Below are 14,926 nucleotides of genomic sequence, written 5' to 3' on the forward strand. Positions count from 1 at the left end.
ACATCTCACATTCTTTCATTATTTTATTCTAGGTTGATACTCAAACCTAAACCTCTCAACTCGTGTAACAATACGTTCAAGGATTCCGGAATACCAGGTTGCGGCATAGGTTCACCTTTCACAATTGCTTCATAAGCCTTCGAACGTCCTACCACGTCATCAGATTTGATAGTCAGGATCTCTTGCAAGATATGAGCAGCGCCGAAACCTTCGAGTGCCCAAACCTCCATTTCTCCGAAACGCTGACCACCGAACTGAGCTTTACCACCAAGAGGTTGCTGAGTAATCAATGAGTACGGACCGATAGAACGAGCATGCATTTTATCTTCAACCATGTGGCCCAACTTCAACATGTAAGTTACACCCACAGTAGCTGCCTGGTCAAATTGCTCACCTGTACCACCATCACAAAGATAAGTCTTACAGTAACGGGGCAATCCTGCCTTGTCTGTCCACTGATCCAAATCTTCCATGGTAGCACCGTCGAAAATAGGAGTCGCGAATTTCACGCCCAAAGTTTTTCCGGCACGTCCGAGTACAGCTTCAAAAATCTGACCAATGTTCATACGAGAAGGCACACCCAACGGATTCAACACGATGTCAACCGGAGTACCATCTGACAAGAACGGCATATCTTCCTGACGAACAACACGGGATACAATACCCTTGTTACCGTGGCGACCTGCCATCTTATCACCCACACCAATCTTACGTTTCTTAGCAATATATACTTTTGCCATCTGGATAATACCAGCAGGAAGTTCATCACCAATCGTAATAGCAAACTTCTTACGTTTCAATTCAGCATCCAGCTCTTTGTATTTCTTAATGAAATTCATCACCAGATCACGAATCATACCGTTAATATGATCGTCGCTCGTCCAGTTGCTCAACTGAATAGAAGTAAAGTCAAGTGAATCAAAATCAGAAGCACTGAACTTAGATCCTTTAGCAATTACTTCCGCACCCAGATAGTCCTTCACACCTTGAGAAACCTTACCTTCAGTCAAAATCATCAGTTTCTTAACCAGGATACGTTTCAAGTCAGCTACCTTAGATTCAAATTCGTCATCAATCTTAGGCAACAATGCTTTATCGGCGAGTTTAGAGCTACGATTCTTAATCACACGTGAGAAAAGTTTCTTATCAATCACAACACCTTTCAAAGAAGGAGAAGCTTTCAAAGAAGCATCTTTCACGTCACCTGCCTTATCACCGAAGATAGCGCGAAGCAATTTTTCTTCCGGAGAAGGATCAGATTCACCCTTCGGCGTAATCTTACCAATCATGATATCACCCGGCTCGATACGAGCACCGATTCTTACGATACCATTTTCATCCAGATCTTTTGTAGCTTCTTCACTTACATTCGGGATATCAGAAGTCAACTCTTCCATACCACGTTTTGTTTCGCGAACTTCCAGAGAATATTCCTCTACATGAACCGAAGTCAACAAGTCTTCGCGTACCACACGTTCGTTCAATACGATAGCATCCTCATAGTTGTAACCCTTCCAAGGCATGTAAGCAACCAACAGGTTCTTACCCAATGCCAATTCACCTTTTTCAGTAGAATAGCCTTCAGTCAAGATATCACCTTTCTTCACACGCTGGCCCTTGTCACAAATCGGACGCAAGTCAATCGTCATGTTCTGGTTAGTCTTACGGAACTTAGGTATTCTATATTCCTTCAAAGCAGGTTCAAAACTTACAAATTCTTCGTCTTCCGTACGGTCATACAAAATACGGATAGTAGTAGCATCCACATAGTCAACCACACCATCGCCTTCTGCAGTAATCTGCGTACGAGAGTCTCTTACCAACTGACGTTCGATACCTGTACCTACGATCGGAGCTTCACTTCTCAACAAAGGAACCGCCTGGCGCATCATGTTCGATCCCATCAATGCACGGTTAGCATCATCATGTTCCAAGAATGGAATCAAAGAAGCTGCAATAGATGCGATCTGTTGAGGAGCAACGTCCATCAAGTCAACTTCAGATGGTTCTACAACCGGGAAATCTGCATCTTGACGAGACTTAACTCTATTAAGTACGAATGTACCATCGTCATTCAACGGAGCATTTCCCTGCGCAATAACCTTTTCTTCCTCTTCTTCAGCAGTCAGATAAATCAGACCGTTATCAGAAAGATCCACTTTTCCATTTTCCACCTTGCGGTAGGGAGTTTCAATGAATCCTAGCTCATTAATTTTAGCAAATACACACAATGAAGAAATCAAACCGATATTCGGACCTTCAGGAGTCTCAATCGGACAAAGACGACCATAGTGTGTGTAGTGAACGTCACGAACCTCAAATCCGGCACGTTCACGGGAAAGACCACCAGGACCAAGGGCAGACATACGACGTTTGTGCGTAATTTCAGCCAGCGGGTTTGTCTGGTCCATGAACTGAGACAATGCGTTTGTTCCAAAGAATGAGTTGATTACTGAAGAAATCGTCTTCGCATTAATCAAATCAATCGGAGTAAACACTTCATTGTCACGAACATTCATACGTTCACGAATCGTACGAGACATACGAGCCAGACCAACAGCAAACTGATTAGAAAGCTGTTCACCGACAGTACGTACACGACGGTTACTCAAGTGGTCAATATCATCCACATCTGCTTTTGAGTTTATCAACTCAATCAGATATTTGATGATTTCAATAATATCTTCCTTCGTGAGGACACGCACGTCCATATCAGTCGTCAGATTCAACTTTTTGTTGATTCTGTAACGACCTACATCACCAAGGTCATATCGTTTTTCTGAGAAGAACAAGTTGTTGATAACCTCCCTTGCACTTGCGTCATCAGCCGGATCGGCATTACGCAATTGACGGTAGATATACAACACAGCTTCTTTTTCCGAGTTACTCGGGTCCTTCTGCAAAGTATTATATATGATAGAGAAATCGGACTGATTCGGTTCATCCTTATGTAAAAGGATGTTCTGAACTCCCGACTCCAAAATTTCATCAATATGTACCTCTTCCAGTACGGTTTCACGGTCGATAATAACTTCGTTACGCTCAATAGAAACCACTTCACCGGTATCTTCATCAACGAAATCTTCAATCCATGTTTTCAAGACACGTGCAGCCAGTTTACGACCTAACACCTTCTTCAGATTTGTCTTGTTAACCTTCACATCTTCTGCAAGGTTGAAAATCTCAAGAATATCTTTGTCATTCTCGAAGCCAATTGCACGCAACAATGTAGTTACCGGCAATTTCTTCTTACGGTCGATGTATGCGTACATCACATTATTGATGTCAGTAGCAAACTCAATCCACGAACCCTTAAACGGAATAATACGAGCCGAATAAAGTTTCGTACCATTGGCATGTACACTCTGACCGAAGAACACACCCGGAGAACGGTGAAGCTGTGACACAACTACGCGTTCGGCACCGTTAATGACGAAAGTAGCCTTATCAGTCATATAAGGAATCGGGCCGAGGAATACGTCCTGAATCACTGTATCAAAATCCTCATGATCGGGGTCCGTACAGTAAAGCTTAAGTTTCGCTTTTAAGGGAACACTATAAGTAAGCCCACGCTCTATACAATCATCAATGGTATAGCGCGGCGGATCAATATAATAGTCCAGAAACTCAAGAACAAAATTGTTTCTTGTATCGGCAATAGGGAAGTTTTCAGCAAATACTTTATACAATCCCTCATTCTTGCGCTTTTCAGGTGGGGTATCTAATTGTAGAAAGTCTTGGAATGACTTCAATTGTACTTCCAGGAAATCCGGGTATTCTAGCGGATTCTTAGTCGAAGCAAAATTAACTCTTTGATTTACAGTATTTGAAGACATCTGTCAATGAATTTGGAGAACTTAATTTGAAATATATACACAAAAAGGTTAAGAATCCTCTTGTGAAGGATTCCTAACCGAATTACCTGATTACCAGGCCAATGTTATTTAAGTTCAACTTCAGCTCCAGCTTCTTCCAATGTTTTCTTCAATGATTCTGCTTCGTCTTTAGCCAAACCTTCTTTTACTGTGCTAGGAGCACCGTCTACCAAGTCTTTAGCTTCTTTCAAACCAAGACCACAAGCTTCCTTAACGGCCTTAACTACTTGAAGTTTAGCTGCACCAGCGCTCTTCAATACTACGTCGAAAGAAGTTTTTTCTTCTGCGGCAGCAGCACCAGCTGCAGGACCAGCAGCAACAGCTACAGCTGCAGCAGCAGGTTCAATACCGTATTCTTCTTTAAGGATAGTTGCAAGTTCATTAACTTCTTTTACTGTCAAGTTAACTAATTGTTCTGCAAAAGCTTTCAAATCTGCCATTTTTTGTATGATTTTAATTGTTTAAATACTTTGTTGATTTTTGAAAATTATTCGGGACGTTCACCAAGAGTCTTGAGAACTCCGTGAAGGGTGTTACCACCTGATTGAAGAGCAGAAATAACATTCTTGGCCGGAGATTGCAACAGGGCAACGATATCGGCGATAACTTCATTCTTACTCTTGATTGAAACGAGAGCATCCAATTGATCAGCACCAATGTAGAAGCTTTCTTCTGCATATGCAGCTTTCAGTCCGGGAATACCGTCTTTCGCTTTGTCTTTGATTAACTTAGCAGGAACGTTTGCAGTATTGCTAAACATAACAGCAGTAGTACCTTTCAAAGAACCGTAAAGAGGTGAGAAGTCTTCTTCCAAGCTTTCAAGTGCTTTGTGAAGCAGCGTGTTTTTAACCAACATCAATTTGATGTCAGATTTAAAACAATCTCTTCTCAATGCACTGGTAGCAGCAGCGTTCATAGCTGTAACGTCTACCAAGTAGAAGTGACCATATTCCTTTACTGTAGCAGCAATTTGCTCTATAATCGTACTTTTATCTTCCTTTCTCATTATTTCTCTGTTTTATTAGATTTCATCCACTGATTTCGGGTCGATTTTAATACCCGCACTCATTGTACTAGAAAGATAAATACTCTTAATATATGTACCCTTTGCTGCGGTCGGTTTCAGTTTGTTCAGAGTAGAGATGAACTCTTTCGCGTTATCGCGAATCTGATCAGGACTGAATGATACCTTACCGATAGAAGTGTGAACGATACCGCTCTTATCAACTTTAAAGTCAATTTTACCTTGTTTTACTTCTTTTACAGCCTTAGCAACATCCATAGTTACAGTACCACTCTTAGGGTTCGGCATCAATCCACGAGGACCGAGTACACGACCGAGCGCACCAATTTTACCCATGATAGATGGCATAGTGATGATTACATCAATATCAGTCCATCCACCTTTGATCTTTTCAATATATTCGTCAAGACCAACGTAGTCAGCACCAGCTTCTTTTGCAGCAGCTTCAGCATCCGGTGTACAAAGTACCAATACACGTACTTCTTTACCAGTACCATGAGGAAGTGAAACAACACCTCTCACCATCTGGTTAGCTTTACGTGGATCAACACCTAAACGTACATCAATATCCAGTGAAGCATCAAACTTAGTAAAAGTGATTTCTTTTACCAAAGATGCAGCTTCTTTCAGTGAGTATGCTTTCCCTGCTTCAATCTTTTCTGCAGCTAACTTTTGATTTTTTGTCAGTTTACCCATTACAATTGAAGTTTATTAATTATTAACCGGGAACTCCCCTTTTACAGCGATACCCATACTTCTAGCTGTACCTGCAACCATTCTCATGGCAGCTTCCACAGTAAAACAGTTTAAGTCAACCATTTTGTCCTGAGCAATCGTACGAACCTGTTCCCAAGTAAGCTCGGCAACTTTCTTACGGTTAGGCTCAGCAGAACCACTCTTTACCTTAGCTACTTCAAGTAATTGAATAGCAACGGGAGGAGTCTTGATTACAAAATCGAAAGACTTATCTGCGTAGTAAGTAATGATAACAGGTAAAATCTTACCTGCTTTGTCTTGGGTTCTGGCATTGAATTGCTTGCAAAATTCCATGATATTGATACCCTTAGAACCCAAAGCAGGTCCAACGGGAGGTGATGGATTTGCAGCGCCTCCTTTAATCTGTAACTTGATTAGTCCAGCAACTTCTTTAGCCATTTTTTTATTGATTTATATATAAACATTAAACGAAGAACAACAACAGCGTAACAATTCCGCGTTATTCCTTTTCCACTTGCATAAAGCCCAATTCAAGCGGCGTTTTGCGCCCGAATATCTTTACCATGACCTTTAGTTTCTTTTTTTCACTATTCACTTCTTCAATGATGCCACTGAATCCGCTGAAAGGTCCAAAAGTAACTTTTACAGTTTCTCCCACTACATACGGAATATTGAGCTCTTCACCCGTTTCCTGCAGTTCGTCCACTGTACCAAGTATACGATTCACTTCTGATTGTCTGAGAGGCACCGGTTTTTCGGAACCACCTAAAAAGCCTATCACATTCGGAGTATTGCGCAGGTGATGAGCGACCTCACCAACCAAAGCAGCCTCCACTAAAACGTAGCCAGGAAGATAACTTCTTTCCTTCACAATTTTTTTACCATTGCGAACCTGGTAAACTTTTTCAGTAGGAATCAATACCTGAGATACATATTCACCAAGGTCACTGTTCTTAAGATCAGCTTCAAGATATTCCTTTACCTTAGCTTCTTTTCCACTAATAGCACGCAGAACGTACCATTTCTTTTCAATCTCAGCCATTTTCAATTCCTAATTTTTTAATGTGGATAAACGATTTTTTCCATGAAGTTCTGGAAACAGACATCCATACCCCATACTACCAATGCAATAAGCAGGGAAGCATATAAAACAACTACTGCACTGTTAGCAAGTTCAGAATACGTAGGCCACGATACTTTATGTACAAGTTCGTCGTAAGATTCTTTAATATAAGCTATTACCTTTTTCATTTCAATAATATTAGCACGGGAGGAGAGGCTCGAACTCCCGACACCCGGTTTTGGAGACCGGTGCTCTACCAACTGAGCTACTCCCGTGTGTACATAATCAGTTCCCGATGGAAAACCGGGAACTGATTAATTATTGTGTATTAGTCGATAATTTCAGTAATCTGACCAGCACCTACCGTACGTCCACCTTCGCGGATAGCGAAACGAAGACCCGGGTTCAATGCTACTGGGTAGATCAACTCAACTGTAATAGTTACGTTATCACCCGGCATTACCATTTCTGTTCCTTCCGGCAAAGTGATTTCACCTGTACAGTCCATAGTACGCAAGTAGAACTGAGGACGGTATTTGTTGTGGAACGGAGTGTGACGACCACCTTCTTCTTTCTTCAAGATATAAACCTCAGCTTTGAATTTAGAGTGCGGTTTAATCTGACCCGGTTTACAAAGAACCATACCACGTTTGATTTCGTTCTTGTCAATACCACGGAGCAAAAGACCTACGTTATCACCAGCTTCACCTTGATCCAACAGTTTGCGGAACATTTCAACACCAGTTACAACTGATTTCTTATCTTCACCTAAACCAAGGATTTCGATTTCATCACCAACGTGGATAACACCAGTTTCGATACGACCTGTTGCTACAGTACCACGACCTGTGATAGAGAACACGTCTTCAACCGGCATCAAGAATGGTTTATCAACATCGCGCGGAGGCAGTGGAATCCAGTTATCAACTGCATCCATCAGTTCCATAACTTTATCTTCCCATTTTTCAACACCGTTCAATGCGCCAAGAGCAGAACCACGGATGATAGGAGTATTGTCACCATCGAAATCATAGAATGAAAGAAGTTCTCTCATTTCCATTTCAACGAGTTCCAACATTTCTTCGTCGTCTACCATATCGCACTTGTTCAAGAATACAACCAGACGAGGTACGTTTACCTGACGAGCCAACAGGATGTGTTCGCGAGTTTGAGGCATCGGACCATCAGTTGCAGCACAAACGATGATAGCACCGTCCATCTGAGCAGCACCAGTTACCATGTTCTTTACGTAGTCGGCGTGACCCGGGCAGTCTACGTGTGCATAGTGACGGTTAGCTGTTTGATATTCAACGTGAGAAGTATTGATAGTAATACCTCTTTCTTTTTCTTCAGGAGCGTTGTCGATAGAATCGAAAGAACGCAATTCTGAAAGACCTTTCTTTGCCAACACAGTAGTGATAGCAGCTGTCAACGTTGTCTTACCGTGGTCTACGTGACCGATTGTACCAATGTTTACGTGCGGTTTGGTACGTTCAAATTTCTCTTTAGCCATAGCTTTACTTGTTATTTATTTGATTAATAATCAGCATTTACATCCTTTATGAGCTGTTACCGGGATTTGAACCCGGGACCTCTTCCTTACCAAGGAAGTGCTCTACCACTGAGCTATAACAGCAAGAAAAGAGAGCGGAAGACGGGGCTCAAACCCGCGACCCTCAGCTTGGAAGGCTAATGCTCTATCAACTGAGCTACTTCCGCATTCTTGCCAAAGTTGTCACTCTGATTGTGGGCAAAGATGGATTCGAACCACCGAAGGCGTAAGCCAGCAGATTTACAGTCTGCCCCATTTGGCCACTCTGGTATTTGCCCTTTTCTAAATCAAGAAATAGAAGAACTATTTTCAAACAATATGATAAAGACAGATGTTCTATCTTTGTTCTTCGGTTTCTTTTTGAGCCTCTTGTCGGATTCGAACCAACGACCCCGAGATTACAAATCACGTGCTCTGGCCAACTGAGCTAAAGAGGCAAACTTACTAAAAAATGCAACCGTCACGTTCTAACGCGAGCGAAACGGCTGCAAATTTAGTTATTTATTTCTTTCCCGCAAAATATTTGGGATTTTTTTATTTGCTACGTTGCTTTTCCTTGTATTTAACCAGCTGTTTCCCGAGCGCTTCCACATCCAAATCAATTGCTTCTTCAAATGTATCGCATACTTTGCTTGCATAAAACTCTCCATTTGGGATCAATATTTTAATGCCCGCTTCCTTGTTTTCAGCAACTTCTGGTTTAACTACCTTTAATGACACCTCTACTTTCTTTATATCTTCGTAATATTTTTCCAACTTGGACACTTTCTTCTGAATAAATGCCTGCAATTGCTCCGACGCATCAAAGTGAATTGATTGAATTCTAATATCCATACTTACCTCCTTTTTTTTAAGCTCTTGGATGAGCTTGTTTATACACTTTTTTAAGTTCTTCAAATGTGGCATGTGTGTAGATCTCGGTAGTTGTTATGCTCTCGTGACCCAAAAGTTCTTTTACCGCCCCCAATTCTGCTTCATTGTTCAGCATTGTGGTAGCAAAAGTATGCCTCAACACGTGAGGACTCTTTTTCTTCAACGTCGCCACCTTTGACAGGTTCCGTTTCACTAAATTATAGACTAGATTCTTGTAAAGCCGTTCACCGTTCTCTCTAATAAAGAAAGCATCCGACCTTTCCGGAATCATTTCGTTTCTTACATTAATATACTCAAGCATCAACTCCCGCAGTTCGTCACCAAACGGAATCAGCCGTTGCTTGTTTCTTTTCCCGGTCACTTTTAGAAGAGAGCCCGAAAAATCTACATCCTTATCGTCCAAGCCTATCAGTTCCGAAAGCCTTATGCCGGTAGCATAAAACACTTCAATAATCAACCGATCCCGACAGCCTTTAAATCCTTCACCAAAGTCCGTTTCATCCAACAACCGATTCATTTCGTTCTCTTTTAAGAACACAGGTAACGGCTTTTTGTTTTTAGGCCCTTTTATTTTACGTAAAGGATCTATAGTCGTTTCTCCCTGCCTCAAGAGATACTTGTAAAACGTTCGGAGTGAACTTAGCTTACGATTTACAGAAGTTGAGGTATATCCCTTATCCATCAATGAAACAATCCATTCACGAATCAGTTCCGCCTCGACCTCTAACGGATTAAATTTTCCATACTCTTCCTGAGCAAACTCCTGCAGTTGCTTTATATCTTCACCGTACGCAAGAACGGTTTTTTCAGAATAGTTCCGCTCATACTGGAGATAATCAAGAAAAGATTCTATCAACATAATATCGCTACATCTAAAATCGTGCAACGAATGTATGAAAAGAATTCAATAATTCAAAGGAATTTACGAATTATTAATCTTCTACTTGCTGAAGTTGTTGTACATAAACTGCACGTTCTTTCTTAAGTCTTTTAGTTACAGACGGTTTGTCAAACTGTTGTCTGCTTCTCAACTCTTTTACAATGCCAGTCTTTTCAAATTTTCTTTTAAACTTCTTCAGCGCTTTTTCAATGTTTTCGCCTTCTTTTACAGGTACTACAATCATTTTGTTACTATTAATATGTTATGATTAAAAAATTCCGCAGTCAAATTGCGCCGCAAAATTACACATACTTTCTTTATTCACAAAACTTTCGGCAAATATTTCTCAAAAACTATTCATAAACAAGTCATTAAATGCAGAAAGTTAGTACCTTTGAAACACTTACATGTCTATAATAATATAATAAAGTATGAAACAGAGCATAAAAGAGCGAGTGCATGCACTGCGCATGACCTTTCATTCCAATTCTATCAAAGCGTTCATTATTCCCAGCACCGACCCTCATCTTAGCGAATATGTGGCTCCCCACTGGATGTCACGCGAGTGGATTTCCGGTTTTACAGGTTCTGCCGGAACAGCGGTTATCCTGATGGACAAAGCAGGATTATGGACCGATTCACGTTACTTTTTACAAGCTACGGAGGAATTGGAGGGCAGCGGCATTACATTATATAAAGAGATGTTGCCGGAAACTCCCAGTATTACAGAATTTCTCTGCCAACACTTAAAACCCGGAGAATCTGTAAGTATTGATGGGAAAATGTTCTCTGTGCAACAGGTCGAACAGATGAAAGAAGAACTGGCAGTACATCAGTTACAGGTCGACATATTTGGAGATCCATTGAGAAGCATTTGGAAAGACCGTCCTGCCATGCCTGATTCTCCTGCCTTTATTCATGATATCAAATATGCAGGAAAAAGCTGTGAAGAGAAAATATCCGCCATCCGTGCGGAGTTAAAAAAGAAAGGTGTCTATGCTTTATTCATATCCGCGCTCGACGAGATCGCATGGACTCTCAATTTACGAGGAAACGATGTACATTGCAATCCGGTTATAGTAAGTTACCTATTAATCACACAGGATGAAGTGACTTATTTTATCTCACCGGAGAAAGTGACGGCAGAGGTAGAGACTTATCTAAAGGAGCGACAGATTGGAGTACAGAAGTATGATGAGGTAGAGATATTCCTGAATTCTTTCCCGGGAAAAAACATTCTGATTGACCCACGAAAAACGAATTATTCTATTTATTCATCCATTAACCCGCAATGTTCTATTCTTCGTGGCGAGTCGCCTGTCGCATTATTGAAAGCGATTCGCAATGAGCAGGAAATTGCCGGCATCCATTCTGCCATGCAACGGGATGGAGTAGCACTTGTTAAATTCCTCAAATGGCTGGAAGAATCCGTACCTACCGGAAAAGAGACAGAATTAAGTATAGATAAAAAGCTGCATGAGTTTAGAGCTGCACAGCCTCTCTACATGGGAGAAAGTTTCGACACGATCGCAGGATATAAAGAGCACGGGGCAATCGTACATTATTCGGCTACCCCGGAAAGCGACGCAACTCTTCAGTCCAGAGGATTTTTACTCTTAGATTCAGGAGCCCAATATCTGGACGGAACCACTGACATCACCCGGACCATTGCCTTAGGTGAACTTACAGAAGAAGAAAAAACGGATTATACCCTTATATTAAAAGGACACATCGCGTTGGCTATGGCTAAATTCCCTGCCGGAACCCGTGGAGCCCAGCTCGATGTATTAGCGCGTATGCCTATCTGGAACCACAGAATGAATTTTCTTCATGGCACAGGACATGGCGTCGGACATTTCCTGAGTGTACACGAAGGTCCACAAAGCATTCGCATGAATGAGAATCCTGTCATTTTGCAGCCCGGTATGGTTACCTCCAATGAGCCTGGCGTTTATAAAGCAGGCAGTCACGGGATACGTACGGAGAACCTGACATTAGTTTGCAAAGATGGAGAGGGAATGTTCGGAGAATATCTTAAGTTTGAGACTATCACTTTATGCCCTATCTGCAAAAAAGGGATCATCAAGGAGATGCTGACAAATGAAGAAATTGAATGGTTAAACAATTACCATCAGGCTGTCTACGAGAAGTTGTCACCGGATCTTAATGAAGAAGAAAAAGTTTGGTTACAAGAGGCGACTGCTCGCATTTAAACGAAACTTGTCTGACACCCGGGTGTCAAGCATACTGAGCCCCGGGTGTCGTACGACACAAAACTGCATTAAATAAAAAACTTTATTAGAAACAAATATCATATGGCTTTAATTAAATCAGTACGGGGTTTTACTCCCGAAATCGGAGAGAACTGCTTCCTCGCAGATAATGCAACTATTATAGGAGATGTAAAAATAGGAAATGATTGTAGCATTTGGTTTAGCACAGTATTAAGAGGCGACGTCAACTCCATACGAATCGGCAATGGCGTCAACATTCAGGATGGAAGTGTCTTGCATACATTATATCAGAAATCGACTATTGAAATTGGCGATCACGTATCCGTAGGGCATAATGTCACCATTCATGGAGCAACTATCAAAGATTATGCACTGGTGGGTATGGGGTCAACTGTATTGGACCACGTCGTAGTGGGTGAAGGAGCAATCGTTGCCGCCGGTTCCCTGGTATTAAGCAATACCATCATTGAGCCGGGAAGCATTTGGGGAGGAGTACCCGCGAAATTCATAAAAAAGGTAGATCCTGAACAAGCCAAAGAACTGAATCAAAAAATTGCTCACAATTACCTGATGTACTCACGATGGTATAAGGAATAACTTTAAATGAAACCGAGAACAAAACTTCGTTCCTCCTTACTCTTATGTTTTTAAGAAAAAGGGGGAACATTTTTTTCAGATCCCCATTTGACACTCCAATAGCCACATTAATAAAACAAACCATTTACAACAACAGAGCTGAAAGACGAGAGTGATAATTATTATTTTAAATTAATAATTGATGAGAATCAACAAGTTGAGTTCTTTGGAAAAGCTTATCACATACCACTTCCTCCATTCGATATCGGCAGTACAACTTCCATTTATGAGTTATGGATCAACAAATCGAATGACTTGCCTTATAAAAAACGAAGAGAGATGTCGCATGATATTTCCGTCACAAAGAAAAAGCAGAACCAACAACATCCAGTCTCATAGGTGAAAAAGCTCCCGGCTGGATATTAGAAAATATAGAAGCACAGCCGGTATCATTAGCCGACTACAAAAGCAAAATCATACTAATCAACTTTACAGGTATTGGTTGTGGCGCCTGTCAGGCAGCTGTCCCCTTCTTGAAACAGCTAAAAGAATCATTCAACAGTGAAGAGTTTGAGCTGATTGCAATAGAATTCTGGAGCCGTAAAGTATCTGCTATCCGGAATTATTCAAACCGAAAGGAATTGAATTATACCATTCTGAATGCAACAAATGAGGTTATCAAACAATATCAGACCGGTGGTGCCGCACCTTACTTTTTCATAGTAGACCAAGAACGAATCATACGAAAAGTAATCAGAGGTCAGTCATGGATTTATATGATACAAACAAAGTGGCTGACTAAAAATATACAAAAACAATGAGAAGCGTGCCTAAACCCTTTATAAATAAAGAATCACCTTTACCACAGAAGTTGTGGTAAAGGTGATTCTTTATATTATTTAGAAATTAATCATGTGCATAATCTTTTCTGTGGCTCCGGCATTACTAGTCACATAATAACCGGCATTTGTTCCTGTTTCACGCAAGAACAATTCATCCGTCAGGAAACGATCCAGCAAAGTTTTCAGTTCATCATAATCTTTGATGGAATAAGCGCCTTTTGCTTCCAGCAGTTGAACTGCTTCCATAAATTTCTGATACTTCGGTCCGAAAATCACCGGAATACCATATACAGCCGCTTCCAATGTGTTATGAATACCTACTCCGAAACCACCACCGATATAAGCTATTTCACCATAACGGTAAATAGAAGATAACAGCCCGAAGCAGTCTATTATGAGGCAATCCGCTTTCAACACATTTCTTTCATCAGCACGGGTATAGCGTACATACGGACGTTTCAATTTACCGATGATCTCTACCAAGTGATTCTCATCAATCACATGCGGAGCAATAATCAGTTTCATTTCCGGATGATTATTGAAATATTCGAGGAATAAATCTTCGTCAGGCCCCCATGAACTTCCGGCAACAAAAGTGAAGGAATTGTTTCCTTTAAATTTCTCCACCAACGGGAGCTCTTTCGCTTCTTCACGGATTTGCAATACGCGATCAAAGCGGGTATCTCCCACTACGGTCACACGGCTGATACCGATTTTCGACAAATAACGTTTGGATGCCTCATTCTGAACAAACAGATGATCGAAATCTTTCAATACATTGCGATAAGTTCCACCGTACCATTTAAAGAATATTTGCTCGCGGCGGAAGATAGACGATACACTATATACCGGAATACGACGTTTGTGAAGTTCATCCAGATAATTCTTCCAAAACTCATATTTGATAAAGAACGCCATGCAAGGATTTGCAATATCCAGGAACTTCTTCACATTCCGCGGTTTATCAAACGGCAGATAGCAGACAATATCCGCCCCCCGGTAATGCTTACGCACTTCGTAACCGGAAGGAGAGAAAAATGTCAGCAATATCTTATAGTTAGGATACTTCGCACGAATCATTTCTATCAGAGGACGTCCTTGTTCAAACTCCCCCAGTGAAGCAGCGTGAAACCAAATATACTGTTCCCCTTTCTCCACTTGCTGCCGCAGGAGTTCATACACCACCCAATGCCCTTTCATCATCTTTCGGGGCTTACGGCTAAACGGAGCAGCCAAATGGACGATAAAGTCATAAATGACTATTGCCAGGTCGTAAAGCATAGTACTGTG

Annotated in this window: 14 protein-coding genes, 5 tRNA genes and 1 pseudogene; 3 read left to right on the forward strand and 17 right to left on the reverse strand. The window is 41.3% G+C overall.

All coding sequences use genetic code 11. The features are described 5' to 3' along the window. Window positions 1-23 precede the first annotated feature (23 nt). The 16 genes from rpoB to rpsU form a co-directional block, all read right to left on the reverse strand. Window positions 24-3,836, reverse strand: a complete 3,813-nt coding sequence (rpoB, locus tag I2I04_RS17230; RefSeq protein WP_143259186.1) for a DNA-directed RNA polymerase subunit beta — start codon at window positions 3,834-3,836, stop codon at window positions 24-26. 104 nt (window positions 3,837-3,940) lie between these two features. Further along, window positions 3,941-4,315: a 50S ribosomal protein L7/L12 gene (gene rplL / locus I2I04_RS17235; RefSeq protein WP_004296358.1), complete on the reverse strand. Its 375-nt coding sequence runs from the start codon at window positions 4,313-4,315 to the stop codon at window positions 3,941-3,943. 47 nt (window positions 4,316-4,362) lie between these two features. Next, window positions 4,363-4,881, reverse strand: coding sequence for a 50S ribosomal protein L10 (rplJ, locus tag I2I04_RS17240; protein ID WP_004310893.1), 519 nt, complete (start codon window positions 4,879-4,881; stop codon window positions 4,363-4,365). A gap of 15 nt (window positions 4,882-4,896) precedes the next feature. Beyond that, the gene (gene rplA / locus I2I04_RS17245) at window positions 4,897-5,595 is read right to left on the reverse strand and encodes a 50S ribosomal protein L1 (protein ID WP_004310894.1); all 699 of its coding nucleotides are present in this window, start codon (window positions 5,593-5,595) and stop codon (window positions 4,897-4,899) included. 15 nt (window positions 5,596-5,610) lie between these two features. Further along, the gene (gene rplK, locus I2I04_RS17250; protein WP_004296361.1) at window positions 5,611-6,054 is read right to left on the reverse strand and encodes a 50S ribosomal protein L11; all 444 of its coding nucleotides are present in this window, start codon (window positions 6,052-6,054) and stop codon (window positions 5,611-5,613) included. Between the two features lie 61 nt (window positions 6,055-6,115). Continuing rightward, window positions 6,116-6,658: a transcription termination/antitermination protein NusG gene (gene nusG, locus I2I04_RS17255; RefSeq protein ID WP_004296362.1), complete on the reverse strand. Its 543-nt coding sequence runs from the start codon at window positions 6,656-6,658 to the stop codon at window positions 6,116-6,118. A 17-nt stretch (window positions 6,659-6,675) separates the two neighbouring features. After that, window positions 6,676-6,867 (reverse strand): preprotein translocase subunit SecE, encoded by a 192-nt coding sequence (gene secE, locus I2I04_RS17260; RefSeq protein WP_004296363.1) that lies wholly within the window; start codon window positions 6,865-6,867, stop codon window positions 6,676-6,678. Between the two features lie 14 nt (window positions 6,868-6,881). After that, a tRNA-Trp gene (locus I2I04_RS17265) sits at window positions 6,882-6,954 on the reverse strand. Between the two features lie 53 nt (window positions 6,955-7,007). After that, window positions 7,008-8,192 (reverse strand): elongation factor Tu, encoded by a 1,185-nt coding sequence (tuf, locus tag I2I04_RS17270; protein WP_004307553.1) that lies wholly within the window; start codon window positions 8,190-8,192, stop codon window positions 7,008-7,010. Between the two features lie 51 nt (window positions 8,193-8,243). Further along, window positions 8,244-8,315: transfer RNA gene (locus tag I2I04_RS17275), tRNA-Thr, on the reverse strand. 10 nt (window positions 8,316-8,325) lie between these two features. Continuing rightward, window positions 8,326-8,398: transfer RNA gene (locus tag I2I04_RS17280), tRNA-Gly, on the reverse strand. A 28-nt stretch (window positions 8,399-8,426) separates the two neighbouring features. Beyond that, window positions 8,427-8,509, reverse strand: a tRNA-Tyr gene (locus I2I04_RS17285). Window positions 8,510-8,594: 85 nt separating this feature from the next. Further along, window positions 8,595-8,668: transfer RNA gene (locus I2I04_RS17290), tRNA-Thr, on the reverse strand. Window positions 8,669-8,765: 97 nt separating this feature from the next. Further along, entirely contained in the window at window positions 8,766-9,065 is a 300-nt protein-coding gene (gene hpf / locus I2I04_RS17295) for a ribosome hibernation-promoting factor, HPF/YfiA family (protein WP_117936364.1), read from the reverse strand. 16 nt (window positions 9,066-9,081) lie between these two features. After that, window positions 9,082-9,963, reverse strand: coding sequence for a tyrosine recombinase XerC (gene xerC / locus I2I04_RS17300; protein ID WP_143259187.1), 882 nt, complete (start codon window positions 9,961-9,963; stop codon window positions 9,082-9,084). A gap of 73 nt (window positions 9,964-10,036) precedes the next feature. Next, complete coding sequence (rpsU, locus tag I2I04_RS17305) at window positions 10,037-10,228, reverse strand: 30S ribosomal protein S21 (protein ID WP_002558090.1); 192 nt, start codon at window positions 10,226-10,228, stop codon at window positions 10,037-10,039. A 187-nt stretch (window positions 10,229-10,415) separates the two neighbouring features. Here rpsU and I2I04_RS17310 point away from each other — a divergent pair, with 187 nt between their 5' ends. The 3 genes and pseudogenes from I2I04_RS17310 to I2I04_RS17320 form a co-directional block, all read left to right on the forward strand. Beyond that, window positions 10,416-12,197, forward strand: a complete 1,782-nt coding sequence (locus I2I04_RS17310; RefSeq protein WP_195655491.1) for an aminopeptidase P family protein — start codon at window positions 10,416-10,418, stop codon at window positions 12,195-12,197. 102 nt (window positions 12,198-12,299) lie between these two features. Further along, entirely contained in the window at window positions 12,300-12,815 is a 516-nt protein-coding gene (locus tag I2I04_RS17315) for a gamma carbonic anhydrase family protein (RefSeq protein WP_195470679.1), read from the forward strand. 117 nt (window positions 12,816-12,932) lie between these two features. Continuing rightward, window positions 12,933-13,615: pseudogene (locus tag I2I04_RS17320) on the forward strand (peroxiredoxin family protein); the annotation flags it as partial. A gap of 78 nt (window positions 13,616-13,693) precedes the next feature. Here I2I04_RS17320 and I2I04_RS17325 read toward each other — a convergent pair. Continuing rightward, window positions 13,694-14,917, reverse strand: a complete 1,224-nt coding sequence (locus I2I04_RS17325) for a 3-deoxy-D-manno-octulosonic acid transferase (RefSeq protein ID WP_195470680.1) — start codon at window positions 14,915-14,917, stop codon at window positions 13,694-13,696. Between the last annotated feature and the right edge of the window lie 9 nt (window positions 14,918-14,926).

Origin of the sequence: Bacteroides sp. 1001136B_160425_E2, assembly GCF_015559655.1 — a bacterium.
GTDB classification, from domain to species: Bacteria; Bacteroidota; Bacteroidia; order Bacteroidales; family Bacteroidaceae; genus Bacteroides; species Bacteroides luhongzhouii.

Coding starts and splice junctions, on each gene's coding strand:
- rpsU (WP_002558090.1), bottom strand. CDS start 10,228: ATGATTGTAGTACCTGTAAAAGAAGGCGAAAACATTGAAAAAGCGCTG.
- secE (WP_004296363.1), bottom strand. CDS start 6,867: ATGAAAAAGGTAATAGCTTATATTAAAGAATCTTACGACGAACTTGTA.
- tuf (WP_004307553.1), bottom strand. CDS start 8,192: ATGGCTAAAGAGAAATTTGAACGTACCAAACCGCACGTAAACATTGGT.
- rplK (WP_004296361.1), bottom strand. CDS start 6,054: ATGGCTAAAGAAGTTGCTGGACTAATCAAGTTACAGATTAAAGGAGGC.
- xerC (WP_143259187.1), bottom strand. CDS start 9,963: ATGTTGATAGAATCTTTTCTTGATTATCTCCAGTATGAGCGGAACTAT.
- rplJ (WP_004310893.1), bottom strand. CDS start 4,881: ATGAGAAAGGAAGATAAAAGTACGATTATAGAGCAAATTGCTGCTACA.
- rpoB (WP_143259186.1), bottom strand. CDS start 3,836: ATGTCTTCAAATACTGTAAATCAAAGAGTTAATTTTGCTTCGACTAAG.
- rplL (WP_004296358.1), bottom strand. CDS start 4,315: ATGGCAGATTTGAAAGCTTTTGCAGAACAATTAGTTAACTTGACAGTA.
- I2I04_RS17310 (WP_195655491.1), top strand. CDS start 10,416: ATGAAACAGAGCATAAAAGAGCGAGTGCATGCACTGCGCATGACCTTT.
- I2I04_RS17315 (WP_195470679.1), top strand. CDS start 12,300: ATGGCTTTAATTAAATCAGTACGGGGTTTTACTCCCGAAATCGGAGAG.
- I2I04_RS17325 (WP_195470680.1), bottom strand. CDS start 14,917: ATGCTTTACGACCTGGCAATAGTCATTTATGACTTTATCGTCCATTTG.
- nusG (WP_004296362.1), bottom strand. CDS start 6,658: ATGGCTGAGATTGAAAAGAAATGGTACGTTCTGCGTGCTATTAGTGGA.
- rplA (WP_004310894.1), bottom strand. CDS start 5,595: ATGGGTAAACTGACAAAAAATCAAAAGTTAGCTGCAGAAAAGATTGAA.
- hpf (WP_117936364.1), bottom strand. CDS start 9,065: ATGGATATTAGAATTCAATCAATTCACTTTGATGCGTCGGAGCAATTG.